We start from the raw sequence: 24,435 nt of genomic DNA on the forward strand, positions 1-24,435 counted from the left end.
AAAGGACGTCTCTCTTATAGCTCTGTTTCCTTGTATCCGGCAAGTTGTAAAGCACCGCAAGAAGTCTGCTTTTGCCCCTATGCCCGCTTATATACGGGCATAGGGTGCAAAAAACCAAGGTAAAGATCCGGTCACACGGTCCGGTCACACGACGGCGCCGGTGTCCTCCCGTCGCCGCTCCCGGGGCCGCGCCTCCTCCGACTTCGCCGGCGCCGGCTTCCACCGCTCCAGCAGCACCGCCAGCGGCGTGGCCGTGAAGACCGTCGAGCCCATGCCGAAGGTGACGCCCGCGAGCAGGGCCACCGCGAAGTCGGTCAGCGAGTCGCCGCCCAGCACCGCCAGCGCGGCGAGGATGAACATCGCGCCCATGCCCGTGTTGACCGTGCGCGGGACCGTACGGAGCACGGCCTGGTCCGCCAGCTCCGGCAGCGGGGTGGCGGGCTTGCCGCTCGCGCTGCCGTCCGCGCGCCGCATGCCGCGCAGCCGGTCGAAGACGACGACCGTGTCGTTGACCGAGTAGCCGATCACCGTGAGCAGCGCGGCCAGGAAGACGCTGTCCACCGGCTTGCCCAGCCACGCGAAGAGCCCCACGACCAGCAGCACGTCCTGCACCATCGCCACCACGGCGGCCGTCGCGAACGTCCAGCGGAAGCGCACGCTCAGATAGAGGAGCTGCGCCCCCACCGCCACGCCCAGCGCGATCAGCGCCTTGTCGCGCAGCTCGCTGCCGAGGCTCGGCCCCACCAGTTCGTCGCGCTCGACGGTGACCTCGCCGCCCGCGGGCTCCAGCGCCGCGCGCATCGTCTGCTGCTCGTCGTCGCTCAGCTTCTCCGTCCGTACGGAGATGTCGCCGTCCCCGGACTCCTGCACGACCGCGCGCGGGAAGCCCGCGTCGGAGATCGCGTCGCGCGCGGTGTCGGCGTCCACCGTCTTCGTCGTGCTGTACTCCACGAGCCGTCCGCCCGTGAACTCGACGCCGAACTCCAGCCCCCGCAGCCCGACCCCGGCCAGCGCGACCAGGACCAGGGCCGCCCCCGAGGTCAGCCAGACCCGGGCCCGGGAGGCGAGCCGGGGCCTGCGCTCGGCCAGCCAGCTCCGGAAGCGGGAGGCCGCGGCCATGCCCGTGATGCCGGGCCGCCGCCGCACGGGGCCCCGGCGCACCGCCCACTCGGCCAGCACCCGCGTGATCACCAGCGCCGAGATCATCGAGGCCAGCACGCCGACCGAGAGCGTCACCCCGAAGCCCTTCACGGGGCCGGTGGCGAAGAAGAAGAGCAGCCCGGCGGCGAGCAGCGTGGTGACGTTCGAGTCGACGATCGCGGTCCAGGCGTGCGCGAAGCCCTTGCGCAGCGGGCCGCTCAGATCGCCCCGGCGATCGCTCCGGCGCTTGTCCCGCAGCGTCGGCCGCAGATACTCCTCGCGTGCCCGTTCGAAGACGAGAACGTTCGCGTCCACGGCCATGCCGATCGCGAGCACGAACCCGGCGAGCCCCGGCAGCGTCAGCGTCGCGCCGAGGGCCACGATCGCGGCGTACGAGATCAGCCCGTACAGCGCGAGCGCGACCGTCGCCAGCGCGCCCAGCAGCCGGTAGACGGCGATCACGAAGAGCCCCGTGCACACCAGGCCGATCACGGCCGCCTTCGCGCTCGCCTCGATGGCGTCGGCGCCGAGCGCCGGGCCGACGGTCTGCTGGTTGATGACCTCGACGGGCACCGGCAGCGCGCCGCCCTTGATCAGCGCGGCGAGGTCCTGGGCCTCGGAGTCGCTGAAGTTGCCGGTGATCTGCGTGGAGCCGCCCTTGATCCCTGCCTTGCAGGCGACGTCCTGCTGGATGTTCGGCGCCGAGATCACCTTCTTGTCCAGCACGATCGCCACGCGCCGCTTCTGGTCACCCGCAGGCGCGCAGGCCGCCTCGCCGGTCAGCTCCGCCCATTTGTCCTTGGCGCCGCCCCGGAAGTCGATCCCGATGCTCCAGCCGTTGCCCTGCTGGTTGTCGAACTGGGGCTCGGCGTCCTTCACCCCGTCCCCGGTCAGCGTGGAGGGCCCGAGCCGCAGGTAGGCGCCCTTGGCGTCGGGATCGGCGAGCGTACGGTCGTCGCCCTTCTTCCGCTCGGCCACCGCACCCTCGACGGGGTGGAAGGTGAGCTGCGCCGTACGGCCGATGACCTTCGCGGCCTCACGGGGGTCCTGCACCCCGGGCAGCTCGACGACGATCCGGTTCTCGCCGGAGCGGGAGAGGGAGGGCTCGGCCACGCCGAGCGCGTCGACGCGCTGCCGCAGCACCTCCAGCGCCCGGTCGGTCGCCCCGGCGTCGGCGCGTACGCCGGAGGGCGCGTCCTTGGTCTCCAGGACGATCTGCGTCCCGCCCTTGAGATCGAGTCCCAGGCGGGCGGGGGTGGTGAGGGCGAAGAAGAGTGAGACGCCGACGACGGCGAGAGCGATCAGCGCACGCCAGAGGGGCGCACGCGAGGTGCGGGAAGACATGGGTGAACTCCACGAGAGGACGAGAGGCGTGCGGGACGCGTCAACTGCTCGTGGTGGCGGGAGGCCCGCGCGTGCTGCGCGGCGAGTGGGAGTGGGACGGCGGCGCGCGGCTCTTGCCGGGCCGCTCGGCGATCCGGCCGGTCAGCGGGGGCGTCGCCCAGGCGCGGACCGGTGCCGCGGCGTGCGCGGGCGGCAGGAGCGGGGGGCGCACCTCGTGCGGCGCCGTCGCGCTGACGCCCGCCGCGTGCTGCTCGCTCGCCTGGCGGCTCCGGCTGCTGGTCTGGCCGCCGGATCCGGAGTGGGCCTGCGCCTGCGAGGTGACGGCGACCGGGGCCACCGGCGCCGACGGGGCAGCGGAGGCCGAGCCTCCGCCCGCGGCGCACGCGAGAAGAAGAGCCAGCAGAGCGAGGAACCGCCGCACCATGCGCCGCCCCTCTCTCCCTGACCGTCCGAGTGTGAACGGCCCATCCTACGGATGGCGCCCGCTCACCGTCCCCGGACGACCAACGCGTCCAGCAGCTCCTGCGTCGCCGCGGTCACCTTCTCCACGGCGGCGTCGAACGCCTCCTCGTTGTGCGCGGCGGGCTGGCGGAAGCCGGAGATCTTGCGGACGTACTGGAGCGCGGCGGCGCGCATGTCCTCCTCCGTGACCATCTCGGCGTACGGCGGGCGCAGCGTCTTGATGCTTCGGCACATGGGAACGACCGTACGCCGGGGGTACGACACCCGCGCCCGCTCGCCGCCCGCTCTCCTCGCTCGCCCGTCCGGGTGAGGCGATGTACCGTGAATGGACCGTGACGTGCGCAAATGCCGGTTATGGGGAGGTGTCGCCATGCAGACCATGTCCGGGCTGCTCGGGGAGCTCGCACCGGAACAGCGGGAGAGGCTGCGCGCGCTGGGGCGCGAGGTCGCCTTCGAGTCCGGGGAACGGATCTTCGAGGAGGGCGCGACCGCCGACCGCTTCTGGATCCTGCACACGGGGACGGCCACCCTCGACATGCATGTGCCGGGGCACCGCACCGTCGTGATCGACAACGTCCGCCACGGCGAACTGCTCGGCTGGCACTGGATGTTCCCGCCGTACGTCTGGACGCTGGGCTCCGAGGCCGCGAGCCCGGTACGGGCGCTGGAGTTCGACGCGCACTCGGTGCGGGTGCTGTGCGACGAGGACCAGGGCCTGGGCCTGGCCCTCACGCGCGCCGTCGCGGCCGTGATCGGCGAGCGCCTGCACCGGTCCCGCACACGCCTGATCGACCTCTTCGGCCCGTACGCGCCGCACTCCCGTATATAGGGGAAGGCTACTGAGGGGCCTGGACCCCGGCCTCGGCCTCGGGCACGTCCGCCTTCACGTCCGCCTCCGTCTCGTCCCGCGCAGCGCCAAGCCGGGCCGGACCCACCCGGCCCTCCAGCATCGCCGCGAGGCCCTGGACGGGGTTCAGTTCGGGCTGGTCGGCGACGTGGACGGTCATGCCCGTGCTGTCGCGCAGCCGCTCCGCCAGGCCCGGCATCAGCGCGCTGCCGCCGGTGAGCACCATGCCGCGCTCGGCGAGGTCGGCGACCAGGTCGGGCGGGCAGCGGTGCAGGACGGCGCGGATGGTGTCGGTGAGCCCGGTGAGCGGCGTCTGGATGGCGCCCCGTACGTCGGCGGGGTCGATACGGACCGTCCGCGCGAGCCCCGTCACCACGTCCCTGCCGAGCACCTCCGCGGTCTCGCCCTGCGCGTCGCCGCCGGTCAGCGCGAGGTGCAGCGGGCGTACGGCCTGGCTGGGCAGCAGCAGCCCGAGCTGGTTGCGCACGTACTGGACGACGGCCTGGTGGATGGTGTCGCCGCCCAGGCTCACCGTGCCCGCGGCGACGATCGAGCCGAGGGAGAGGACGGCGACCTGGGTGGTGGCCGCGCCGCAGACCAGGATCATGGTCGCCTCGGGCTGCTCGACGGGCAGCCCGCAGCCGAGCCCGGCGGCGGTCGGCGCGTCGACCAGCTCCACGCGCCGCGCCCCGACGCCGGTCAGCGTCTCGTACGCGGCACGGCGGGCCAGCGGGTCGGCGTCGTGCGGGATGGTGACGGCGGCCCGCAGCAGCGCCCGGCGGCGGGCGATGCCGCGCAGCTTCTCGCCGACGAGGGAGCGCAGCATGCGCTGCGCCATGTCGATGTCGACGACGGTCCCGCCGGAGACCGGCCGGACGACGCGGATGTGCTGCGGCGTACGGCCGTCCATCCGCTCCGCCGCGTCGCCGACGGCGATGAGCGCGCCGGAGAAGGTGTTGACCGCGACCACGGAGGGCTGGTCGACGAGAAGACCCGCGCCCTTGACGTAGACACGGGTCCGCGCGGCGCCCAGGTCGACGGCGACGGAGCAGCGGCGCAGGTCCTCAAGGCTGGAGCTCATGGAGGCTCGGTCCTTCCGGGGGTGAAACGGCGACGACTTCAGCGTGTGCGCCGCGCGACGGCGCCGCGCGCCGGAGGGGACCGGTCGGGTGAGGACAGGGTGAGGACAGGGTGAGGGAGCGTCAGGCGGCTCGCGTGACCTCCTTCTCCGTGCCCTGCTCCCCGTCCTGGAACTGGGTCCGGTGGAGCTGCTCGTACCGCCCGTGCGCGGCGAGCAGTTCGGCGTGCGTGCCGCGCTCGACGATCCGGCCGTCCTCGACGACGAGGATCTGGTCCGCGGCCCGTACGGTCGAGAGCCGGTGCGCGATCACGACCGAGGTGCGCCCCTCCAGCGCCTCGCCGAGCGCCTCCTGCACGGCCGCCTCGGACGTCGAGTCGAGGTGCGCGGTGGCCTCGTCCAGCAGTACGACGCGGGGCTGGGCGAGCAGCAGCCGGGCGATGGTGAGGCGCTGGCGCTCGCCGCCGGAGAGCCGGTAGCCGCGCTCGCCGACGAGAGTGTCGAGCCCGTCGGGCAGGGAGGCGATCAGCTCGTCCATGCGGGCCCGGCGCAGCGCCTCCCACAGCTCCTCCTCGGTGGCCTCGGGGCGGGGCAGCAGCAGGTTGGCGCGGATGGTGTCGTGGAAGAGGTGGCCGTCCTGGGTGACCATGCCGAGCGTCGTGCGCAGCGAGGCGGCGGTCAGGTCGCGCACGTCCTTGCCCCCGAGGCGGACGGCGCCGCTGTCCACGTCGTAGAGCCGGGGCGCGAGGGAGGCGAGGGTGGACTTGCCCGCGCCGGACGAGCCGACGACCGCGATCATCTGGCCGGGCTCGGCGCGGAACGAGATCCCGTGCAGCACCTCCTCGCCGCCCCGGGTGTCGAGGGTGGCGACCTCCTCCAGGGAGGCGAGGGAGACCTTGTCGGGCGAGGGGTAGCTGAAGCGGACGTCGTCGAACTCGATCGAGACGGGCCCCTCGGGGACGGCCTCCGCTTCGGGCTTCTCCTCGATCAGCGGCTTGAGGTCGAGCACCTCGAAGACCCGCTGGAAGCTGACGAGCGCGCTCATGACCTCGACCCGGGCGTTGGCCAGGGCGGTCAGCGGCGCGTAGAGCCGGGTCAGCAGCAGCGCGAGGGAGACGACGGTGCCCGCGTCGAGCGAGCCGCGCAGCGCGAACCAGCCGCCGAGCCCGTAGATCAGCGCGAGGGCGAGCGCGGAGACGAGCATCAGCGCGGTGAAGAAGACCTCCTGCACCATCGCCGTACGGACGCCGAGGTCACGGACGCGTCCCGCGCGCCGCGCGAACTCCTCCGACTCCTCCTGGGGCCGCCCGAAGAGCTTGACGAGCGTGGCGCCCGGCGCGGAGAAGCGCTCGGTCATCTGGGTGCTCATCACCGCGTTGTGGTCGGCGCGTTCGCGCTCCAGCCGGGCCAGGCGGGCGCCCATGCGGCGCGCGGGGAGCACGAAGAGGGGGAGCAGGACGAGCGCGATCAGCGTGACCTGCCAGGAGAGCCGGAGCATCACGACGAGGGTGAGCAGCAGCGTGACGAGGTTGCTGAAGACCTCGGACAGGGTGCTGCTGAACGCGCGCTGGGCGCCGATCACGTCGTTGTTGAGGCGGCTGACCAGGGCGCCCGTGCGGGTGCGGGTGAAGAAGGCGACGGGCATCCGCTGCACGTGGTCGTAGACCGCGGTGCGCAGGTCGAGGATGAGGCCCTCGCCGATGCGGGCCGAGAGCCAGCGCGTGACGATGCCGACGGCCGCCTCGGCGACGGCGATCAGCGCGATGATCCCGGCGAGCCCGAGGACGGTGCCGGTGGTGTCGCCCTTGGTGATGGCGTCGATGACGCTCCCCGCCAGCAGCGGGGTGGCCACGGTGAGGACGGCGAGGACCGTGCTGAGGGCGAGGAACGCGTACAGCTTGCGGTGGTGGTGGTGCGCGAAGCGGAAGATCCGCCGCAGCGTGGCCGCGGAGAACGGGTGGGTGTCCTGTTTGGCGTGGGTCGAGTGGTAGAGCGCGTTCCACGCCGTCATCTCCATGCTCATGCCGTGAAGGTAGAACTTGAAGGAAGCTTCAAGTCAAGGGTACGGACCGCGCTCCCGCCCTCGGATAAGGCAGAAACGGCCCCGCTGCGTCTCACAGGGAGAAGTGAGGGGGAACGGGTCCGGCATGCGCGCCGTCCAAGACCCCGCGTGACGATCGCGAAGCGGTGTGCAACCCGCTTTGACCGGCTGTGATGGGCCCGCGACGGCGCGTCGTGCACGTGCATTAGCACATGCATCAGCACGTGAACACAGTTATGATCCCGGGCAGTTGACAGTTCTGACACTGATCAGCCAGTACCCCCCACACCTGACTAGTCCGGGAGATCCAAGTGCCTCACGCGTACAACGGCATGGCCGCCAGGGACCTCCAGGGGGTCGTGTGGCGAAAGAGCCGGCACAGCAACTCCCAGGGAACCTGCGTCGAGTTCGCGAAGCTGCCGGGCGGTGACGTCGCCGTGCGCAATTCGCGCTTCCCCGACGGACCCGCGCTCGTCTACACGCCCGCGGAGATGGAGGCGATGCTTCTTGGCATCAAGGACGGCGAGTTCGACTACCTGATACGGGACTGACCCCCGTACGGCCCGCCCCAAGACGGCCGCCCCCCGTGCGGCGGCCGCCTCTCGCGGCACGGCGCCGAACCGGCCCCGGCCCCTACAGGGGACCGAGGCGGAACAGCGCCCAGACGACCTTGCCCGCCAGCGGCCCCGACAACGGGTGCCACCCCCAGTTGTCACTGAAGGAGTCGACGAGGCAGAGCCCTCTGCCTGATTCGGCGGTGAAGCCCGGAAGGCCGGGCACGCCGGGAAGGTCCGGGAACTCTCCGTCCACGGGGCCCAGCTCGGGAACCTCCGTCACCTGAGGAGGCTCGCTGCTGGGGTCCCGGACCGCACATACGAGCCGCGCGGACCAGCGCATCAGATGCAGCCGGACCGGCGGGTCACCCTCGCTCCCCGGCACGGAGCCCGGCCCCGCGACCGGGGGCAGGCCGTGCCGCATCGCGTTGGTGACGAGTTCGGAGACGACGAGTGCCACGTCGTCGAATTCTTCGGTGATCCCCCACCGGTGGAGCGTCTGCCGCGTGAAGTCCCTGGCGCTCTTGACCGCCTCGTACCGCGGCGGCAGCGCGCAGGACGCCGAACCGGAGACTGAAGCGGCATCCAGCGTCGGGAGACCTTGCCATAAGGGCTCCAGCACCGTTGATCCTTCGGTCCCCATGACGGGCCACTCCTGGCGTTAGCGGCAGTGATGATCCTGTGCGGATCCTGTCGGCTGTGCTCCCCGGGTAGGTTCCGGCGCCACAGTGCTACCTGTGCCACAACTGGCATGGCACTGGGTGCACTTGTGCGATCCCCATGGTTCCCAATGCCCACAGCAGATGCAAGGGCAGATGCACGTGCACGAGAGACTTTCGATCGTGTGTAACCACACGGGCACGCAACGGAGCGCAAAGATGGCACACTTCCCTTCAAGCAGGGGCGGAGGGTTGATCGAAATGGCCACAGAACCGGCAAGTCGCGTCACCGGAGGAGCAAAGGGGGCGAGCAGCTCAAGCGGATCCATGGTCCGGCGCATCCTGCTCGGATCCCAGTTGCGACGGCTCCGGGAGTCGCGCGGGGTGACCCGTGAGGCCGCCGGTTATTCGATTCGAGCGTCCGAGTCCAAGATCAGCCGGATGGAGCTGGGCCGCGTGAGTTTCAAGGCGCGTGACGTCGAAGACCTGCTGACTCTCTACGGCGTGACCGACGAGGCGGAGCGTGAGCCGCTGCTGGGCCTCGCCCGGGAGTCCAGCATCGCCGGGTGGTGGCACAACTACAGCGACGTGCTGCCCGGATGGTTCCAGACCTACGTCGGTCTGGAGGGCGCCGCGGAGCGCATCAGCACCTACGAGGTGCAGTTCGTGCACGGCCTGCTGCAGACCGACGACTACGCCCACGCGGTCGTCACCGCCGGCCACCGCACCCCGATCGCGGACGAGGAGATCGAGCGCCGCGTCGCGCTGCGCCTGGAGCGGCAGAAACTGCTGCTCGGCGAGAACGCGCCCCGCCTGCTCTGCGTGCTCGACGAGGCCGCGCTGCGCCGCCCGTTCGGCTCCCCCTCGATCATGGACGGCCAGCTCAAGCACCTGGCCGAGGTCTCCGAGCACCCGAACGTCACCGTCCAGGTCGTCCCGTTCGAGTTCGGCGGGCACGCGGCGGAGAGCGGCGCCTTCACGCTCCTGCGCTTCCCGGAATCCGATCTGAACGACGTCGTGTATCTGGAACAGCTCACCAGTGCGCTGTATCTCGACAAACGGGATGAGGTCGCGCAGTACGACCAGGTGCTGGATCGGCTGGTGGATATCAGCCTTTCACCGGAACGCACCCGGGACCACCTGCAAAGGATCCGACAACTGGCCTGAAGTGGCAGTACGATGACGTGCCATCAGCACGTCCTTCCACCCCCCGAAGGAATGGCATGTCCTACTTCACGGATCTGGCGCTCCAGTGCATAGACGGTGAGTGGCGCCCCGGGACCGGTTCCTGGGACATCATCGACTTCAACCCGTACAACGGCGAGAAGCTCGCCTCCATCACCGTCGCCACCGTCGACGAGGTGGACCAGGCGTACCGTGCGGCGGAGCGCGCCCAGCGCGACTGGGCGGCGACCAATCCCTATGCGCGACGCCTCGTGTTCGAGCGTGCGATCCGCGTGATTGAGGATTCCGAACCCCAGATCACCGAGGCGATCATCGCGGAACTGGGCGGGACCCGCCTGAAGGCCGCCTTCGAGATCGCACTCGTCAAGGAGTTCTTCCGGGAGGCGATGCAGCTTTCCCTGCACACTCAGGGAGAGATCCTGCCGTCCGCGATCGACGGCAAGGAGAACCGTGTCTACCGTTCTCCGCTCGGCGTCATCGGAGTTATTTCGCCCTTCAACTATCCATTCCTGCTCGCGGTGAAATCCCTCGCTCCCGCCCTCGCGCTGGGGAACGCGGCCGTGCTCAAGCCGCACCAGTCCACCCCCGTCTGCGGCGGCACCCTGGTCGCCAAGGTGCTGGAGGAGGCGGGCCTTCCGCCGGGGCTGCTGAACGTGATCATCACGGACAGCGCGGAGATCGGGGACGCGCTCATCGAGCACCCGGTCCCCAAGGCGCTCTCCTTCACCGGCTCCGACCGCGTGGGCCGGCACGTCGCGACCGTCGCCGCGCGCAACTTCAAGCGCGTGATCCTCCAGCTCGGCGCCAACAGTGCGCTGATCGTCCTGGACGACGCCGACATCGACTACGCGGTGGACGCCGCGGTCTTCAGCCGCTACGTCAACCAGGGCCAGCTCTGCATGGCGGCCAACCGGATCATCGTGGACCGGAGCGTGCAGGCCGAGTTCACCGAGAAGTTCGTCGCCCGCGTCCGCGAGCTGAAGGTCGGCGACCCCGAGGACCCGGCCACCCACATCGGCCCGCTCATCAACTCCCGCCAGGCCGAGCGCGTCACCGCCATCGTCGAGCAGGCCATCGCCAGCGGCGCCACCCCCCTGCTGCACGGCGAGGCGCACGGCAACGTCGTCTCGCCCAGCGTCCTGACCGGCCTGCCCGCCACCTCCTCGCTGCTGCGCGAGGAGATCTTCGGCCCCGTCGCGCTGATCATCGGCGTCGACGGCGAGGACGAGGCCGTCCACGTCGCGAACGACACTCCGTACGGGCTCGGCGGCGCCGTCCACAGCGGCGACATCGAGCGCGGCATCGAGGTCGCGCGCCGCATCGACACCGGCATGGTGCATGTGAACGACTCGACGGTCGCGGACGAGCCGATCGTCCCCTTCGGCGGCGAGAAGCACTCCGGCCTGGGGCGGCTCAACGGCGAGCAGATGGTCGACGCCTTCACGACGACGAAGTGGATCTCGATCCAGAGGGGTCGCAGCGCGTTCCCGTTCTAGGACAGAAGCTGACCGCGACCCTTCATAACGTGTTCTTCAACGGCCCACCGGGAGGGCGGGCCGGGGAACCGAAGGGGAGCCATCATGCCGGTAGTCGTTCAGCCCGAGGCCCGCGGTGACGAGCGTGGAGCGCTTCTCGCCTATCTGGAGGCCCAGCGCGGCGCCTTCCGCCGCGCCCTGCACGGCCTGACCGAGGAGCAGGCGCGCAGCGCGCCCTCCGCGAGCGAGTGCTCGGTCCTCGGGCTGCTCAAGCATGTGACGCTCGGCGAAGAGGGCTGGGTGCGGAAGTTCAAGGGCGAGGAGGACCGCCCCGCCGCCGAGCAGATGAAGGAGTGGCAGAGCGGCTGGACCCCGGCGCCCGAGGAGACGATCGAGGTCCTCATCGCCCGTAACGAGCGCGTGGCCGCCGAGACCGAGGCGGCCGTACGGGCACTGCCCTCGCTCGACGAGACGTTCGTCTCGCCCAAGTACCCCTGGGACGAGGGCGGCGAGCGCTCGTGGCGCTGGGGTCTGCTGCACCTGATGGAGGAGCTGGCCCGGCACGCGGGCCACGTGGACGTCATCCGCGAGACGATCGACGGCAAGGGCGCCTTCGACCTGGTCTTCGAGACGGGCGCGATGCCGGAGCCCGACTGGCCGACGGTCCCATGAGGCGCCGTTTCATCGGGCGCATGGTGCTGGGCGTGGGGCGGGGCTCACGGGAGAGTCGTCGAGCCGGAGTTCCCTCACTGGTCGCCGTGGGCGACTAGTCAAGCTGAACTAGAATGCGCTGACACAGTGTGCCCCCGTGGTCAAGGAGCCAGGAACGATGTCGGCGATCCGGTTGCTCGTCCTGGGAGCCGTGCGGCTGCGGAAGCGGGCGCACGGCTATCAGGTCCGGAACGATCTGGAGTTCTGGGGCGCCCAGGAGTGGTCCAACGCCAAGCCGGGCTCGATCTACCACGCGCTCAAGCAACTCGCGAAGCAGGGACTGCTGCTCGCCCACGACGTCGCGCCCAGCACGGTGGGCGGCCCGCCCCGTACCGAGTACGAGCTGACGGACGAGGGCGAGGCGGAGTTCCACCGCATGCTCCGGCACGCGCTGACCGCGATCGACGAGAAGCCCGACGTGCTCACCAGCGGCGTCGGGTTCCTCGTCGACCTGGAGCGCGCGGAGGCCATCGCGCTGCTCAAGGAGCGGGTGGCCGCGCTGGAGGCGTGGCGGGCCGAGGTCTCCGAGCACTGGACCCCGGGCCCGCCGGGCGAGAGCCAGCCGGAGTGGGACTACATCGGCGAGATCATGCGCCTGTGGGTCTCCACCGCGGACAGCGGCGCCACCTGGGCCCGCGCGCTGATCGAGCGGCTGGAGAACGGCGCGTACGTGATGGCGGACGAGGGCAAGCGCGACCTGTCCGTACTGACGCAGGACGGGCCCGACGACCCCGGCACTTCTTAATCAAGTTTGACTAGTCGCGGAATCCCGGTTACCTTCGTCCGCCGCTAGTCAAGTTTGGCTAGTGGCTTGCGGGTGGGAGGAGAGGACATGACGACGGGCGAAGCGATCCTCGTCGAAGGGCTGCGGAAGGAGTACGGGGAGAAGCAGGCGCTCTCGGGGCTCGACCTGGCCGTGCCGCGCGGCACGGTCCGGGGGCTGCTGGGTCCCAACGGCGCGGGCAAGACCACGGCGGTGCGGATCCTGTCGACCCTGCTGCGCCCCACGGCGGGCCGGGCGCTGGTCGCGGGGTACGACGTGAGCGCGCGGCCCGACGAGGTGCGCCGCCGCATCGGGCTGCTCGGCCAGCACGCGGCGGTGGACGAGGAGCTGAGCGGGCGGCAGAACCTGGAGATGTTCGGGCGGCTCCACCACCTCGGCGCGCGCCGGGCCGCGGCCCGCGCCGGGGAGCTGCTGGAGCGGTTCGGCCTGGCCGACACCGGCCGCAAGGCGGTCGGCAAGTACAGCGGCGGCATGCGGCGCCGCCTGGACCTCGCCGCCTCGCTGATCGGCAGCGACGACCGGGGCGACAAGTCGCTGATCCTCTTCCTGGACGAGCCGACCACCGGGCTCGACCCGCGCGGGCGGACCGAGGTGTGGGAGGCGGTCAGGGCGCTGGTCGGCGGCGGCACGACCGTACTGCTCACGACCCAGTACCTGGAGGAGGCCGATCAGCTCGCGGACGCCATCACCGTGATCGACGGCGGGCGCGCGGTCGCCGAGGGCACCGCCGACCAGCTGAAGGCCAAGCTGGGCGCCGACCGTATCGACGTCGTCGTGCGGGACGCCGCGCGGATGGAGGCCGCGGCGGCCGTCGTCGGGATGGCGGCCGGGTCGGCGGGCGTCGAGCGCGACATGGACCGGCGGCGGCTGAGCGCACCCGTCGCCGACCGGATGGAGGCGCTCGCGGAGACCGTACGGGCGCTGGAGGCGGCGGGGATCGAGGCCGAGGACATCGCGCTGCGGCGGCCGACGCTGGACGAGGTCTTCCTGCACCTGACCGGAGGGGATGCCGCATGAGCACGCACACGCTGACCGACGCCTGGACGATGACCCGCAGAGAGCTGGCGCACTGGCAGCGGCAGCCCGTCCAGGTCGCGGTGAACCTGTTCTTCCCGCTGATGATGCTGGTGATGTTCGTCTACTTCATCGGCGGCGGGATGAAGGTCGACAACTACGAGGAGTACCTGGTCCCCGGGATGTTCGCGCTGAACATGGCCTTCGGGCTGGAGTCGACGATGGTCGCGCTCACCCAGGACCTCAACAAGGGCGTGATCGACCGCTTCCGCTCGATCCCCATGTCCCAGTCGGCCGTCCTGGTCGGGCGCAGCCTGAGCGACATGCTGGAGTCCACGGTGGGCATCGTCGTGCTGGTGCTCTCCGGACTGGCCGTGGGCTGGCGCGCGCACGGGAACGTGGCCGAGGGGCTCGCCGCGGTGGGCCTGCTGCTCCTGCTGCGCTTCGCGATGCTGTGGGCAGGCATCTACCTCGCGCTGGTCGCGGGCAGGCCCGAGCTGGTCTCCGCCGTCCAGATCCTCGTCTGGCCGGTCGCCTTCTTCTCCAACGTCTTCAACTCGCCGGAGACGATGCCCGCCTGGATGGGCGCCGTCGCCGAGTGGAACCCCATGTCCGCCACCGCCAGGGCCGTACGCGAACTCTTCGGCAACCCCGTCTGGGGCGCGGACACCTCCTGGGCCGCGAGCCACTCCCTGCTGCTCGCGGTGGCGTGGCCGCTCGCCCTGCTGGCCGTCTTCTTCCCGCTCGCGGTGAGGAGGTACCGGGCCCTGGGCGACGATGGCTCGTGAGCGGCCCGCACGGAACGGGCTTGCACCTCACGCGACGTGAGGACCGAACGTAGGGGCGTACCGAAGGACCGGACGGTCCGGACGGTCCGGACCAAGGAGGCGGACGTGGGTCATTCCGTGGGAGAGGTCTCGCGCGTCGCCGGTGTCACCGTGCGCACCCTGCACCACTACGACGGGATCGGTCTGCTCGCGCCCAGCGAGCGGACCCCCGCCGGGCACCGCCGCTACAGCGACGCCGACCTCGACCGGCTGCAGCGCATCCTCTTCTACCGGGAGCTGGGCTTCTCCCTGGAGGAGGTCGCCGAACTGCTCGACGATCCGGAGGCGGATCCCCACGAGCACCTGCGCCGCCAGCACGCGCTGCTGGAGGCCAGGATCGGCAGGCTGCGGGAGATGGCCGCCGCCGTGGAACGCGCCATGGAGGCACGCAGGATGGGCATCAACCTCACCCCCGAGGAGAAGTTCGAGGTCTTCGGCGACTTCGACCCCGACGCGTACGCGGAGGAGACGGAGCGGCGCTGGGGCGGGACGGAGGCGTACCGCGAGTCGCAGCGGCGCGCCGCCTCGTACACGAAGGAGGACTGGAAGCGGTTCAAGGAGGAGTTCGACGGCATCCACCGGCGGATCGCCGAGGCGATGGAGCGCGGCGCCGCGCCGGACTCGGAGGAGGCCACGGACCTCGCCGAGGAGCACCGGCTCTTCATCTCCCGTACGAGCTACGAGTGCGGCCACGCGATGCACACCTCGCTCGGCGAGATGTACGTGGCCGACCCGCGGTTCACGGCCACGTACGAGGCCGTACGGCCCGGCCTCGCGGTCTATCTGCGTGACGCCATCAGGGCGAACGCCGAACGGCGCGCCTGACCGTACGCCAGGCCGTACGCCTGACCTCTCGTCAGCACCCTTCTGTGGCGGGGCTCGCACCCATCGGGGCGAGCCCCGCTTTTATTCCGTGCGCCCCGGGGGATCTTTGGGGGGAGCGTCACGTTCCTGGGGTGCAACCAGGGCGGTTGGACGTCGCGTGAAGCATGTGGCACTAAGTGGAGGCATAGGAACTACACCGCGTAAGAGAGTAAGGAGCGGACAAAAGTGGCCGGCGAGCCCAGGGGCAACGGGGATTCAGCGGAGAGGGACGACAGGAACGAGGACGCGAAGCCCGCATCGGACGAGGCGCGGAGCGCGTTCTCGCATCCGCTGGGCGTACCGCTGCCGCCCGTCCCGGAGGACGAGCACCCGACCTCGGAGTTCACCGTGCCCGAGGGGCTGGTCCCGCCCGCCTCGTTCGAGCACGGCAGCGCGTTCACCCCGCCCGAGGGCATCCCCGTCATCGGGCCGCTCGCCAAGCCGGGCTCGCCCTGGCAGGACCGGATGCGCACGATGGTGCGGATGCCGCTCGCCGAGCGGCCGGTGCCCGAGCGCGTGGCCCGCACCGAGGACGTCGAGACCGGGCCCGCCGTGCCCCGCGTCCTCGACCTCACCCTCCGCATCGGCGAGCTGCTGCTCGCGGGCGGCGAGGGCGCCGAGGACGTCGAGGCCGCGATGTTCGGCGTCGCCCACGCCTACGGCCTGGACCGCACCGAGCCCACCGTGACCTTCACGCTGCTCTCGATCACGCACCAGCCCTCGCTGGTCGACGACCCGGTGACGCTCAGCCGCACCGTACGCCGGAGGGGTACGGACTACACGCGCCTCGCGTCCGTCTTCGGGCTGGTCGCGGACATCACGCAGGGCGAGGTCACGCTGGAGGAGTCCTACCGGCGGCTGGCGGAGATGCGGCGCAACAGGCACCCGTTCTCCAAGGGCGCGCTCACGGTGGCCAGCGGCGCGCTCTCCGGCGCCGCCTCGCTGCTCGTCGGCGGTGACGCGCTGGTCTTCGTGCTCGCCGCGCTCGGCGCGATGCTGGGCGACCGGCTGGCGTGGCTGTGCGCGGGGCGCGGACTGCCGGAGTTCTACCAGTTCGCGGCGGCCGCGATGCCGCCCGCCGCGATAGGGGTCACGGTCGCGCTGACCAAGTCCGGCGTGATGGCCTCCGCGGTGATCACCGGTGGCCTCTTCGCGCTGATCCCCGGGCGCGCGCTGGTGGCGGCCGTGCACGACGGGCTCACGGGCTTCTACATCACGGCCGCCGCCCGCCTGCTGGAGGTCGTCTACCTCATCGTCGGCATCGTCTGCGGCGTGCTGATGGTGCTCTACGTGGGCGCCGAGCTGAACGCCAACCTCACCCCGGACGCCGTCCACCAGGTGAGCCGCCCCGTGATCCAGCTCTTCGCCGCGATGCTGCTCGCGCTCGCCTTCTGCGTGCTGCTCCAGCAGCCCCGCGCGACGGTGCTGCTCGCGACGCTCAACGGGGGAGTGGCCTGGCTGATCTTCGGCGCGATGACCAAGGCCAACGTGCCGCCGGTGCCCTCCACGGTCTGCGCCGCGGGCCTGGTCGGCCTCTTCGGGCAGCTGCTGTCGCGGTACCAGTTCGCGTCCTCGCTGCCGTACATCACGGCCGCGATCGGCCCGCTGCTGCCCGGTAGCTCGACGTACTTCGGGCTGCTCAACCTCGCGCAGGGCGACATCAACCAGGGCTTCGAGAAGCTCGCCACCGCCGGTGCGCTGGCCCTGGCCATCGCCATCGGCGTCAACCTCGGCGGCGAGCTGGCCCGGCTCTTCATCAAGACCCCGGGCGTGGAGACCCCGCTGCCGGGACGCCGCGCGGCGAAGCGGACGAGGGGCTTCTAGCCGCCCTCCGGCCGGGCCGGGAAAAGCCGGGGGCCCCGCTCGCCGAGCGGGGCCCTCATACGGCTGTCTGCTCAGTGGCCGCCTTCGGAGGCCAGGCGCTTGACCGAGGCCTCGACCTCGGCCTCGGCCTCGGAGCGGCCCACCCAGTCGGCGCCCTCGACGGACTTGCCGGGCTCCAGGTCCTTGTAGACCTCGAAGAAGTGCTGGATCTCCAGCCGGTCGAACTCGCTGACGTGGTGGATGTCGCGCAGGTGCTCCATGCGCGGGTCCGACGAGGGGACGCACAGCAGCTTGTCGTCGCCGCCGGCCTCGTCCGTCATACGGAACATGCCGATCGCGCGGCACTTGATGATGCAGCCGGGGAACGTCGGCTCCTCCAGCAGCACCAGCGCGTCGAGCGGGTCACCGTCCTCGCCCAGGGTGCCGTCGACGAAGCCGTAGTCCGCCGGGTACACGGTCGAGGTGAAGAGGTGGCGGTCAAGACGGATGCGGCCGGTCTCGTGATCCACCTCGTACTTGTTCCGCGAACCCTTCGGGATCTCGATGGTGACGTCGAACTCCACAGGGAGGCTCCTCCGTATAGATCATTAATAGATCAGCACTCGATTGCCCTGGGGGCCGTCCCCCAGAAGAACTCCAGTCTGGTGATTAAGTGTCCCCCACGCACATGTGTGCTCGCGAAAGGGGCTGGTCGAGGTGCGGATCCTGCAGCGCTGGCAGGACACGACGCCGCAAAAGCGGCAGACCGTACTGCTGACGGCGGGTTCCGCCGCACTCGGCCTCGCGGTCGCGCTCACGACGGTGGCCGCGACGGGACCGTGGGACTCCGGCCAGCGTACGGCGGAGCGCGCCTGGGCCGCGCGGCAAGGCGACGGGAGTGGCACGGAGCACACCGGGCCCGGAGGCGGAGGCCCCGGCTCCGAGCTGACCGCGCCGCAGGTCCTCGCCGAGGCCGGGCCCGTACGGGGCCGTGACGGCGACGGCAAGCGCGCGGGCAAGGGTGAGGGGCGCCACGGCGGGAGCGGGGGCGCCCGCGCCGACCAGACGCCCGCCCCCACCGTCTCCGCGCTCGCCGACACCCTGGAGCCGCTGCTCAAGGACGGGGCGCTCGGCTCGGTCCGTACGGCCTCGGTCGTGGACGCCGTGACCGGCAAGGAGCTCTTCGCCACCGAGCCGCGCACGGTCGCCACCCCCGCCTCGACCGTCAAGATCGCCACGGCCGTCGCCGCGCTCAGCGCCCGCGGCGAGGACCACCGGATCCCGACCCGCGTCGTCGCCGAGGACGACGGCGGTGACAGCACGGTCACGCTCGTCGGCGGCGGCGACCCGACGCTCGACGAGGACGGCCTCGACGCCCTCGCCGAGAAGACCGCGCGCACGCTCCGTAAGAGCGACACCGAGAAGGTCACGCTCCGCTACGACCTCTCCCGCTACGAGGGCACCGACCAGCACCCCATCGGCCCGAACGAGAACCTCGCCCCCGTCGTCCCGCTGATGCTGAACGAGGGACGGCTGGACGACAGCGAGCACGGCCCCGCCGACCGTTCCGGGGACCCGGCGGGCGAGGCGGCCGAGGCGTTCGCGAAGAAACTCAAGGACGAGGACATCGAGGTCGAGGGCGCCGCCGAGGAGAAGACGGCCCCCAAGGGCGCGAAGCGCCTCGCCACCCACGACTCGGCCCCGCTCGGCGACCTCGTCGAGCGCATGCTCACCCACAGCGACAACGACATCGCCGAGGCCCTCGCCCGCCAGACCGCGATCGCCGAGGGCGAGCCCGCGAGCTTCGAGGGCGCCGGGAAGGCCGTCGAGCGGCGCCTCGACGAGCTGGGCATGCCCCTGAAGGACGCCCGCTTCGCCGACGGCAGCGGCCTGGACCGCGAGGACCGGGTCTCGGCCGCGCTGCTCACCCGTCTCCTCGCCCACGCCTCGGACCCGGAGCGGACCGGGCTGCGCCCCGTGCTGACGGGACTGCCCGTCGCCGGGTTCACCGGCACCCTCGGCGGCCGGTACGACAGCCCCCGCGAGGAGCCGGGCGCCGGGCTCGTACGGGCCAAGACCGGCACGCTGACCGGCGTGAACACCCTGGCGGGCACCGTCGTGGACGCGGACGGGCGGATGCTGGCCTTCGCGTTCATGACGACCGGGGCCCCGGACCGCGACACGGCCCAGGAGTCCCTGGACGAGCTGGCGTCGGCCCTGGCCAACTGCGGCTGCCGCGAATCGCCTTCGGGCCCCTGACCGAAGACCTCCCCTAGGGGGCGGGTGGTCCCCACGTCTCCTCCCGCTCGGCGCGAGCGACACGTACCGTGAAGGAATGACGAGCCTCGGTGGTGTGGAGATGGTCGACTGGAATCTCGCGGTCGCGACCGCGACCCGGCTCGTGCGGCCGGGGCCTGAAGTCAGCAGGGAAGAAGCGCGCGACATCGTCGCCGAGCTCCGGCGGCACGCGAAGGCGTCGGAGGAGCACGTGCGCGCTTTCACGCGCATGGAGGCGGCGAACCCCGAGGAGGCGGACACGCCCGTCCTCGTGGTGGACCGGCCCGGCTGGGTCCGGGCCAACGTCGCCGGTTTCCGCGAGCTGCTCTCGCCGCTGCTCGGCAAGGTCGAGGAGCGGCGGGCGAACATCCCGGGCGGGGCCGTGCTCGGCGCCGTCGGCGGCAAGGTGACCGGCGTCGAGGTCGGCATGCTGCTGTCGTTCCTCGCCTCGCGCGTCCTCGGGCAGTACGAGACGTTCGCCCCGGCCTCGCGCGAGCTGCCGGGCGCGACGGAGAGCGGGGGCAGGCTGCTGCTCGTCGCGCCGAACATCGTGCACGTGGAGCGCGAACTCGACGTGGAGCCGCACGACTTCCGGCTCTGGGTCTGCCTCCACGAGGAGACGCACCGCACCCAGTTCACGGCCGTGCCCTGGCTGCGCGACCACATCCAGATGGAGATCCAGTCCTTCCTCGGCGAGACCGAGATCGACCCCTCCACCCTGCTGGAGCGGCTCCGCGAGGCCGCCCAGTCGCTCACCGGCACCAAGCCGGAGGCGGAGGAGGGCGCCGACGCCGAGGACGAGCCCTCGGGCGAGGGGCGCGGCGAGCGCGGCAGCATCGTCGAGCTGGTCCAGACCCCGGCGCAGCGCGAGATCCTGGGCCGCCTGACCGCCGTGATGTCCCTCCTGGAGGGCCACGCCGACTATGTGATGGACGGCGTGGGCCCGCAGGTCGTGCCCTCGGTCGCGGAGATCCGCGAGAAGTTCCAGAAGCGCCGCGCCAGCGGCGCGGGCCGCCTCGACCAGGCCCTGCGCAAGCTGCTCGGCCTGGACGCGAAGCTGCGCCAGTACCGCGACGGGGAGCGCTTCGTGCGCGCGGTGGTCGAGGAGGTCGGCATGGACGGCTTCAACAAGGTGTGGACGTCGCCCAACACGCTGCCGACCAAGTCGGAGATCGCCAAACCGGCGGACTGGATCGCGAGGGTGCACCGAAAGGCCGACTGAGGGCTACGGAAATCCTCGCCAATCACCCTTCTGAGGGACCGTAAGGGGCGGGTATGCGTGCGATGCTCGGGGAACACGGCACTCCTCTGTCACCATCAGTGCACATAGCGTGACGAGAAGTCTCTCGTATTCCCCGCCATCCTCCACACCACATGCATCCCCTCAGTCCCCCAATGAGGAAGTGAATCGGACATGGGTCCCCACCCCGCGGTCGCCGCGATACGCCTGGCGGTCCGCCGCGCACTCCACGACGTGCTCACCGCGCACCCCGCCCCCGCGCACTGCCCGGCCCCCCTCGTCCTCGTCGCCTGCTCCGGCGGTGCCGACTCCATGGCCCTCGCCTCGGCGCTCGCCTTCGAGGCCCCCCGCCTCGGCGTCCGCGCCGGAGGCGTCACCGTCGACCACGGCCTCCAGGACGGCTCCGCGGAGCGCGCCCAGGACGTCGCGGTCCGCCTGACCTCGCTGGGCCTCGCCCCGGTCGAATCGGTCGCCGTGCGCGTCGCGCGGACGGCGGCGGGCCCCGAGGCCGACGCCCGCGAGGCGCGGTACGGAGCGCTGGACGAGGCCGTCGAGCGCCTCGGCGCCGCCGCCGTCCTCCTCGGCCACACCCGTGACGACCAGGCCGAGACCGTGCTGCTCGGCCTCGCGCGCGGCTCCGGCACCCGCTCCCTCTCCGGCATGGCCGCCGTCTCCGGCGCCAGCGGCCGCTATCTCCGCCCCTTCCTCTCCGTGGACCGGCAGTCCACCCGCAAGGCGTGCATGGTCCAGTCGCTCCCCGTCTGGGACGACCCGCACAACGCCGATCCGGCCTACACCCGCTCCCGTGTGCGGCACGAGGCCCTGCCCACCCTGGAGAAGGCGCTGGGCAAGGGCGTCGTCGAGGCCCTCGCGCGCACCGCGCAGCTCTCCCGGGACGACGCGGACGCGCTGGACGCCTGGGCCGCCGAGGCCGAGCGCTCGGTGCGTACGGACGAGGTGCGTACGGACGAGCCGGGCGCGCGGGAGCGGGTCACGCTCGACACCGTCGGGCTCTACGCGCTGCCGCCCGCCGTCCGCCGCCGGGTGCTGCGCCGCGCGGCGATCGAGGCGGGGGCGCCCGCGGGCTCGCTCTTCGCCCGGCACATCGAGGAGATGGACCGTCTCCTCACCGCCTGGCGCGGTCAGCGCGCGCTCAACCTGCCCGGGCGTGTGGAGGCCGAGCGGCAGGGTGGCAGACTGGTCATCCGGCATGGCTCACCGCGCTGAGCCTGGACTCGACGAGCGAGAGCGGCACGGGTGGACGAGAAAGACATGGGCGACGACCTTCAGTCTGTGCTCATCAGCAAGCAAGAGATCGACGCGAAGCTGGCCGAGCTGGCTGCCAAGGTCGACGCGGAGTACGCGGGCAAGGACCTCCTTCTCGTCGGTGTCCTGAAGGGCGCCGTGATGGTGATGGCGGACCTGGCCCGCGCCCTGTCGAACCCGGTCACGATGGACTGGATGGCGGTGTCCTCCTACGGGGCCGGCACCCAGTCCTCCGGCGTCGTGCGGATCCTCAAGGACCTCGACACCGACATCAAGGGCAAGCACGTCCTGATCGTCGAGGACATCATCGACTCCGGGCTGACGCTGTCCTGGCTGCTGTCGAACCTCGGCTCCCGCGAGCCCGCCTCCCTCAAGGTCTGCACACTGCTGCGCAAGCCGGACGCGGCCAAGGTGGCGATCGACGTCGAGTGGGTCGGCTTCGACATCCCCAACGAGTTCGTCGTGGGGTACGGGCTGGACTACGCCGAGAAGTACCGGAACCTGCCCTTCGTCGGCACGCTCGCCCCGCACGTCTACGGCGGCTGAGCGACCCCCGGCACGGCGCCCCCGTCACCGGTCGGCGCAACCGTTCGCACATGCTTCGGGCCCGGGAACACTGGGCCGGGGCGCGTCGTTGGAGCATCGAAGGGCGGTTGTGGTTGACCGTCCTCGGCGGCGCCGGGTGACAATGCTGGGGTACCGTCCGAAGGTCAGGCTTTTCAACTCACTGTGGCAGGAGGGACGGGGCCCACGCGCTCCGTATGGATGGACGTGAAGCGATACTTCCGCGGGCCGGTCATGTGGATCGTGCTGGCCGTCCTTGCCGTGGTCGTGTTGATGCAGGTCGTCGGCTCGTCCGGCGGCTTCAAGACGGTCGACACCGGTCAGGTCGTACAGGCGATCGCACAGGACAAGGTGAAGTCCGCCGAGCTCACCACTGGCGACGAACAGATCGTCAAGCTGGAGCTCAAGGACGGCGCCAAGGTCGAGGACAGCGACAAGATCAAGGCGAGCTACATCGACGACCAGGGCGTCGACCTCGCCAAGACGCTCCAGACCAAGTACGAGCAGAAGGAGATCCCCAAGGGGTACACGGTCGCGCCGCAGAAGCAGAACCCGTTCGTCGGGATGCTGCTCTCCCTGCTGCCGTTCGTGCTGATCATCGTCGTCTTCCTGTTCCTGATGAATCAGATGCAGGGCGGCGGCTCCCGGGTGATGAACTTCGGCAAGTCGAAGGCCAAGCTCATCACCAAGGACACGCCGAAGACGACGTTCACCGATGTCGCCGGGTCCGACGAGGCCGTCGAGGAGCTCCACGAGATCAAGGAGTTCCTCCAGGAGCCCGCGAAGTTCCAGGCCGTCGGCGCCAAGATCCCCAAGGGTGTGCTGCTCTACGGCCCGCCCGGTACGGGCAAGACCCTGCTGGCCCGCGCCGTCGCGGGTGAGGCGGGCGTCCCGTTCTACTCGATCTCCGGCTCCGACTTCGTCGAGATGTTCGTCGGTGTGGGCGCCTCCCGCGTCCGCGACCTCTTCGAGCAGGCGAAGGCGAACGCCCCGGCGATCGTGTTCGTCGACGAGATCGACGCCGTCGGCCGCCACCGCGGCGCCGGCATGGGCGGCGGTCACGACGAGCGCGAGCAGACGCTCAACCAGCTCCTGGTCGAGATGGACGGTTTCGACGTGAAGGGCGGCGTCATCCTGATCGCCGCCACCAACCGTCCGGACATCCTGGACCCGGCGCTGCTGCGCCCCGGCCGTTTCGACCGGCAGATCGCCGTCGACCGTCCGGACATGCAGGGCCGCCACGAGATCCTCCAGGTCCACCAGAAGGGCAAGCCCATGGCGCCCGACGTGGACCTCGGCGCGGTCGCGCGGCGCACCCCGGGCTTCACGGGCGCCGACCTGAGCAATGTGCTCAACGAGGCGGCGCTGCTCACCGCGCGCAGCGACCAGAAGCTGATCGACAACAAGTTCCTGGACGAGGCGATCGACCGTGTCGTGGCCGGACCGCAGAAGCGGACCCGGATCATGAGCGACAAGGAGAAGAGGATCACCGCGTACCACGAGGGCGGACACGCCCTGGTCGCGGCGGCCTCACCGAACTCCGATCCGGTCCACAAGATCACGATCCTGTCGAGAGGCCGTGCCCTCGGGTACACGATGGTCCTCCCCGACGAGGACAAGTACTCGACCACGCGTAACGAGATGCTCGACCAGCTCGCGTACATGATGGGCGGGCGCGCGGCCGAGGAGCTGGTCTTCCACGACCCGACCACGGGCGCTGCCAACGACATCGAGAAGGCCACGGCAACGGCCCGCGCGATGGTCACGCAGTACGGCATGACCGAGCGGCTCGGCGCGATCAAGTTCGGCTCCGACAACTCCGAGCCCTTCCTGGGCAAGGAGATGGGCCACCAGCGGGACTACTCGGAAGAGGTCGCCGGGCTGGTGGACGAGGAGGTCAAGAAGCTGATCGAGACGGCGCACAACGAAGCCTGGGAAATCCTGGTGGAGAACCGCGACGTCCTCGACAACCTCGTGCTGGCCCTGCTGGAGAAGGAGACGCTGAACAAGGAGGAGATCGCCGAGGTCTTCGCCGCCATCGCCAAGCGTCCCAGCAGGCCCGCGTGGACCGGTTCCTCGCGGCGCACCCCGTCCACCCGGCCGCCCGTCTCCGCGCCGCCCGCGGCGCTGACCAACGGGTCGTCGACGCTGGACATCGGCAAGGAGATCGGTCCCCGCGACTCCGACGCGATCGTGGAGCCGGCCGACCCGGAGGACAGCGCCGGGCGGTCCTGAGCCGACGGCCCCGGCCGCCCCGGAATGTCAGCCGCGTCCCACAGGTTCTAGCCTGTGGGACGCGG

At 71.0% G+C, this 24,435-nt stretch carries 22 protein-coding genes; 15 read left to right on the plus strand and 7 right to left on the minus strand.

Annotated elements, in window-relative coordinates:
- Positions 1-144 precede the first annotated feature (144 nt).
- The 3 genes from secD to ACGF3A_RS12040 form a co-directional block, all read right to left on the minus strand.
- Positions 145-2,484, minus strand: a complete 2,340-nt coding sequence (gene secD, locus ACGF3A_RS12030; protein WP_393728486.1) for a protein translocase subunit SecD — start codon at positions 2,482-2,484, stop codon at positions 145-147.
- 40 nt (positions 2,485-2,524) lie between these two features.
- Complete coding sequence (locus ACGF3A_RS12035) at positions 2,525-2,908, minus strand: hypothetical protein (protein WP_393728488.1); 384 nt, start codon at positions 2,906-2,908, stop codon at positions 2,525-2,527.
- Positions 2,909-2,970: 62 nt separating this feature from the next.
- Positions 2,971-3,180, minus strand: coding sequence for a DUF2277 domain-containing protein (locus ACGF3A_RS12040; protein WP_393728490.1), 210 nt, complete (start codon positions 3,178-3,180; stop codon positions 2,971-2,973).
- 136 nt (positions 3,181-3,316) lie between these two features.
- Here ACGF3A_RS12040 and ACGF3A_RS12045 point away from each other — a divergent pair, with 136 nt between their 5' ends.
- Positions 3,317-3,775 carry a Crp/Fnr family transcriptional regulator gene (locus tag ACGF3A_RS12045; protein WP_393728492.1) on the plus strand — a complete coding sequence of 153 codons (459 nt, stop codon included), beginning with the start codon at positions 3,317-3,319 and terminating at the stop codon, positions 3,773-3,775.
- A 7-nt stretch (positions 3,776-3,782) separates the two neighbouring features.
- Here ACGF3A_RS12045 and ACGF3A_RS12050 read toward each other — a convergent pair whose 3' ends face one another.
- Together ACGF3A_RS12050 and ACGF3A_RS12055 are read right to left on the minus strand one after the other, a co-directional pair.
- Positions 3,783-4,874 (minus strand): rod shape-determining protein, encoded by a 1,092-nt coding sequence (locus ACGF3A_RS12050; protein ID WP_393728494.1) that lies wholly within the window; start codon positions 4,872-4,874, stop codon positions 3,783-3,785.
- Between the two features lie 121 nt (positions 4,875-4,995).
- Positions 4,996-6,894, minus strand: coding sequence for an ABC transporter ATP-binding protein (locus tag ACGF3A_RS12055; protein ID WP_393728496.1), 1,899 nt, complete (start codon positions 6,892-6,894; stop codon positions 4,996-4,998).
- Positions 6,895-7,223: 329 nt separating this feature from the next.
- On the opposite strand from ACGF3A_RS12055, the gene ACGF3A_RS12060 reads away from it, so the two are divergent.
- Positions 7,224-7,463: a DUF397 domain-containing protein gene (locus tag ACGF3A_RS12060; RefSeq protein WP_393728498.1), complete on the plus strand. Its 240-nt coding sequence runs from the start codon at positions 7,224-7,226 to the stop codon at positions 7,461-7,463.
- 82 nt (positions 7,464-7,545) lie between these two features.
- On the opposite strand, the gene ACGF3A_RS12065 is transcribed toward ACGF3A_RS12060, so the two are convergent.
- Positions 7,546-8,109: an ATP-binding protein gene (locus tag ACGF3A_RS12065; RefSeq protein ID WP_393728499.1), complete on the minus strand. Its 564-nt coding sequence runs from the start codon at positions 8,107-8,109 to the stop codon at positions 7,546-7,548.
- Between the two features lie 277 nt (positions 8,110-8,386).
- Here ACGF3A_RS12065 and ACGF3A_RS12070 point away from each other — a divergent pair, with 277 nt between their 5' ends.
- The 8 genes from ACGF3A_RS12070 (at position 8,387) to ACGF3A_RS12105 (ending at position 16,809) form a co-directional block, all read left to right on the plus strand.
- On the plus strand, positions 8,387-9,292 hold the full coding sequence (locus ACGF3A_RS12070; protein ID WP_393728501.1) for a helix-turn-helix domain-containing protein: 906 nt from the start codon (positions 8,387-8,389) through the stop codon (positions 9,290-9,292).
- 56 nt (positions 9,293-9,348) lie between these two features.
- Positions 9,349-10,806: an aldehyde dehydrogenase family protein gene (locus ACGF3A_RS12075; RefSeq protein ID WP_393728502.1), complete on the plus strand. Its 1,458-nt coding sequence runs from the start codon at positions 9,349-9,351 to the stop codon at positions 10,804-10,806.
- A gap of 84 nt (positions 10,807-10,890) precedes the next feature.
- Positions 10,891-11,457 (plus strand): DinB family protein, encoded by a 567-nt coding sequence (locus ACGF3A_RS12080; protein ID WP_393728504.1) that lies wholly within the window; start codon positions 10,891-10,893, stop codon positions 11,455-11,457.
- 157 nt (positions 11,458-11,614) lie between these two features.
- Positions 11,615-12,241: a PadR family transcriptional regulator gene (locus ACGF3A_RS12085; protein ID WP_393728506.1), complete on the plus strand. Its 627-nt coding sequence runs from the start codon at positions 11,615-11,617 to the stop codon at positions 12,239-12,241.
- Positions 12,242-12,328: 87 nt separating this feature from the next.
- Entirely contained in the window at positions 12,329-13,297 is a 969-nt protein-coding gene (locus tag ACGF3A_RS12090; RefSeq protein ID WP_393728508.1) for an ATP-binding cassette domain-containing protein, read from the plus strand.
- Positions 13,294-14,082, plus strand: a complete 789-nt coding sequence (locus ACGF3A_RS12095) for an ABC transporter permease (RefSeq protein WP_393728509.1) — start codon at positions 13,294-13,296, stop codon at positions 14,080-14,082. The genes ACGF3A_RS12090 and ACGF3A_RS12095 overlap by 4 nt, the downstream gene beginning before the upstream one ends.
- A gap of 105 nt (positions 14,083-14,187) precedes the next feature.
- Positions 14,188-14,946 (plus strand): MerR family transcriptional regulator, encoded by a 759-nt coding sequence (locus tag ACGF3A_RS12100; protein WP_393728511.1) that lies wholly within the window; start codon positions 14,188-14,190, stop codon positions 14,944-14,946.
- Between the two features lie 225 nt (positions 14,947-15,171).
- The gene (locus ACGF3A_RS12105; protein ID WP_393728513.1) at positions 15,172-16,809 is read left to right on the plus strand and encodes a threonine/serine exporter ThrE family protein; all 1,638 of its coding nucleotides are present in this window, start codon (positions 15,172-15,174) and stop codon (positions 16,807-16,809) included.
- Between the two features lie 71 nt (positions 16,810-16,880).
- On the opposite strand, the gene ACGF3A_RS12110 is transcribed toward ACGF3A_RS12105, so the two are convergent.
- Positions 16,881-17,372, minus strand: a complete 492-nt coding sequence (locus ACGF3A_RS12110; protein WP_393728515.1) for an inorganic diphosphatase — start codon at positions 17,370-17,372, stop codon at positions 16,881-16,883.
- A 133-nt stretch (positions 17,373-17,505) separates the two neighbouring features.
- On the opposite strand from ACGF3A_RS12110, the gene dacB reads away from it, so the two are divergent.
- The 5 genes from dacB to ftsH all read left to right on the plus strand — a co-directional run bounded on the left by dacB (position 17,506) and on the right by ftsH (position 24,370).
- Complete coding sequence (gene dacB, locus ACGF3A_RS12115) at positions 17,506-19,047, plus strand: D-alanyl-D-alanine carboxypeptidase/D-alanyl-D-alanine-endopeptidase (RefSeq protein ID WP_393728517.1); 1,542 nt, start codon at positions 17,506-17,508, stop codon at positions 19,045-19,047.
- Between the two features lie 76 nt (positions 19,048-19,123).
- Positions 19,124-20,287 carry a zinc-dependent metalloprotease gene (locus ACGF3A_RS12120; RefSeq protein ID WP_393728519.1) on the plus strand — a complete coding sequence of 388 codons (1,164 nt, stop codon included), beginning with the start codon at positions 19,124-19,126 and terminating at the stop codon, positions 20,285-20,287.
- 192 nt (positions 20,288-20,479) lie between these two features.
- A complete protein-coding gene (gene tilS, locus ACGF3A_RS12125; protein ID WP_393728521.1) occupies positions 20,480-21,532 on the plus strand; it encodes a tRNA lysidine(34) synthetase TilS in 1,053 nt (350 codons plus the stop codon).
- A gap of 45 nt (positions 21,533-21,577) precedes the next feature.
- Positions 21,578-22,117: a hypoxanthine phosphoribosyltransferase gene (gene hpt / locus ACGF3A_RS12130; RefSeq protein WP_393728523.1), complete on the plus strand. Its 540-nt coding sequence runs from the start codon at positions 21,578-21,580 to the stop codon at positions 22,115-22,117.
- A 219-nt stretch (positions 22,118-22,336) separates the two neighbouring features.
- Complete coding sequence (ftsH, locus tag ACGF3A_RS12135; RefSeq protein ID WP_393728525.1) at positions 22,337-24,370, plus strand: ATP-dependent zinc metalloprotease FtsH; 2,034 nt, start codon at positions 22,337-22,339, stop codon at positions 24,368-24,370.
- The last annotated feature ends 65 nt before the right edge of the window (positions 24,371-24,435 follow it).

The organism is Streptomyces sp. NPDC048172 (genome assembly GCF_043202595.1).
Lineage (GTDB): Bacteria > Actinomycetota > Actinomycetes > Streptomycetales > Streptomycetaceae > Streptomyces.